Source organism: Novosphingobium sp. CCH12-A3, from assembly GCF_001556015.1.
Lineage (GTDB): Bacteria > Pseudomonadota > Alphaproteobacteria > Sphingomonadales > Sphingomonadaceae > Novosphingobium > Novosphingobium subterraneum.
This window is the reverse complement of the sequence record NZ_LSIA01000032.1, coordinates 1-2,646: the sequence shown is the minus strand read 5'-3', so window position 1 is coordinate 2,646 and position 2,646 is coordinate 1. Positions and strand designations below refer to the sequence as shown.

The window sequence follows — 2,646 nt, the reverse complement described above, 5'->3', positions numbered from 1 at the left end:
CAAATCCGCTAAAACCCACGCATTCCCAAAGGCTTCAGAGTTTTTCACGGGCGACTAACCACCTTCGGAAGCCCGGCGCACTATTTGACGATCTTGGAAGCCGATATGCTGCTTCGTCCGGGGCATCGCGTCACTTTTTTCGATAGTTTCGACAAAACTGTCTCAGACAGCCGCCTGGCGGTTGATACCAATCCAGTCGCGGCAGGCGCATAACCCAGAGGAGTGCTGATGGCACACGAAGACATTATGAAGGCGATGGCTGACATGGGCATCGTATGTGAGGAAATCGCGGCACGAGCGGACGATAAGCCCTCTATGGAGCAGAACCTTCATATGTATCGCAGTTTCATGGAGGAGATTAAAATTAGGATGGAAGCCATCGATCGCTTCCTAAAAAGGATCGGTGACGAGAGAGGCGGCCGTGACACCTTCACAGACGCCGAAGCCGCGATTCTACAAATCCGTTACATCTGCGAGTTGATCGCACTGTCCACGGTTGCGGCGCATGGCCTCGTAGGCGTCACCAGCCGGATCCTGAAAAGCTGGCACGCGGAAGAGACGTTCAAACTTCTTGAAGGCGTGAATGTCAATTCGTTTCCTCGCGCTGTTAGGCCATCCCCTACCGTCAAAAACAATTTCGAGTTGCAGAAAGGCGAGATGGATCTGGGTGAGTTGAAAATGGTCTACAACACCTGCGGAGAAAACCTGCATCGCGGAGCTATGAAGCACTTTTTTAAGGAGGCGCGCCGCGCTTATGATCCAGAAGGTTTGGTCGGGTGGGTCAACCGAATTAAAGCTTTGCTTAACATGCACGTTGTCATGATCCTTGAGCAAGGCATTGTCATCTACGTCACGCTCAGCGACGACAATGGCGACGTGGCAGTGGCATACGCTCAGTCAGATGGGCCAGCGGTGCTCATCGAAAGCTAAATACAAAGCGTCCGGTGTCGGCTGAAAGCTGCCCTTTTGACTTTGGCCCGGGAACGCCGAGATTGTCCCAGGTGCAGGCATATGTGAACAAGCGCGCCACAACATTTAGCACGGTCGTTGGCTGTGCAGTTCCCGCCAGTTTTCTCGCCTCAGATCGTCGGGAGAGGATGCACATTTGATGCTGTGGCAAGACCATGACGTAGGTTGAGCCTGATCAGAATTGGCAGGTCGCGGCCAGCAAACGGAGTTCACTTTCGTTCGTCACTTGACGTCTCTGGGTAAGGCCTTGACCATCCAGAACTCATCCCCTTTCAAGACTGAAACACGCCCCTGACCGAACCCTGACAGGCGCTGCAACGCGCACTCGTGCGGACCGAGTTGCCGGTCGGTGACCGGCTGCCCGCACCACTCCTTCGAGCGGCGTTTCCCTCTCTTGCGTTCGGTGCAGGCCTGACCGTGCCCGGTCCCATCGGGGCTCAGTCAAGGGGATAGTCTCCTGGACAGATCAAGCAGCTTCGAAAGGTCCAATCTCATGAAGAACACCGTCACTCTCGTCGGCTTCGTTGGCAACAATCCTGAAGTCCGTAACACCCAGTCGGGAACCGCAATCACCAGCGTATCGCTCGCCACCACGCGCAGCTTCAAGGACAGCGAAGGCAACCGGCAGAACGAGACCGAATGGCACCGGATCACCTGCTTCAATGGCGTCGGCAAGTGCGTGGCCGAGCACGTCGCTAAGGGGGCAATGATCATGGTAACAGGCCGTATCCATTACACGAAATGGACCGATCAAAACGGCACCGATCGCTATGGCTGCGAGATCATCGCCGAGCAGGTCGACTTCCTCGCCAAGGCCAAAGAATCCGCTCCGGAAACGCCCAAGAAGCGGCGCGCGAAGTAGCGCCGCAAATGCTTCGACAAGCAGCACCGGCGAGGCATTCGCTGGTGCTGCTTGTCATGCCTGTCTTTGACGATGGCGGCTCAGGAAACTGACGAAAGCCATCTGCTTTCGGTGTACATGGAGTTGGGATACCGTTGATGGCTATTTGGTCCCCAATTCGGAACTTTAAGAGAACAAAAGCGGCCTGCCGAGTATCGGGAGTTGATGCGCTCGATTGCCGCTTGCCCGCCCAAGGCCGCAGAAAACCTCGCTTTTATGTCCAGACTACGAGGTGGCGAACATGCCGGAACCAGTGTCTGGAAAATAGGAATTGACAGTACACCCTACACGGCGGAGCCGTAGGACGAATGGTGGAAATGCGTATGTGTACAGAGTGTACCTTTAGTAATACATCGTATTACAGCATCGAAAACCGCCGTTAACGTCCCAGAATTGCGCGATTTCAGCGGTATTACAATGTAATACGCCAGTTAGTCCCCAACGGCCTTCTTGCCAAGGCCCCCCCGATGCCCTAAAACCCTTCTCGCGCAATCTCCACCAAGCCCTTTCGAAGGGCGTGGTGATGACTGAAACAGTTCTGATTACCCTCCGGCTTCCACAGCCGCTGGCCGATGCGGCGCAGGCCGCCGCAACCGCGCAAAACGTCTCCCGATCGAACCTCTTGCGAATCGCGCTCGAGCAATTCCTGGGCGTCATGTCCGGCACCAGCGAGGCGGACCGCCGCCGGCAGTTCTCGGCCGAGTATCTGTTCCTGGTCGCCGACCTCATCGTGCAGCGCCAGTACCCCGATGCCCATACCGCTCTGATCTCCGAAG

The 2,646-nt window shown here is 55.9% G+C and carries 3 protein-coding genes; all 3 read left to right on the top strand.

Annotated elements, in window-relative coordinates:
* Positions 1 to 228 precede the first annotated feature (228 nt).
* Positions 229 to 930 (top strand): hypothetical protein, encoded by a 702-nt coding sequence (locus AX703_RS02895; protein WP_156451877.1) that lies wholly within the window; start codon positions 229 to 231, stop codon positions 928 to 930.
* A 532-nt stretch (positions 931 to 1,462) separates the two neighbouring features.
* Positions 1,463 to 1,831: a single-stranded DNA-binding protein gene (locus tag AX703_RS02890; protein WP_062342532.1), complete on the top strand. Its 369-nt coding sequence runs from the start codon at positions 1,463 to 1,465 to the stop codon at positions 1,829 to 1,831.
* Positions 1,832 to 2,393: 562 nt separating this feature from the next.
* The coding region (locus AX703_RS02885) for a ribbon-helix-helix protein, CopG family (protein WP_062342530.1) at positions 2,394 to 2,646 on the top strand (253 nt) is incomplete at its 3' end.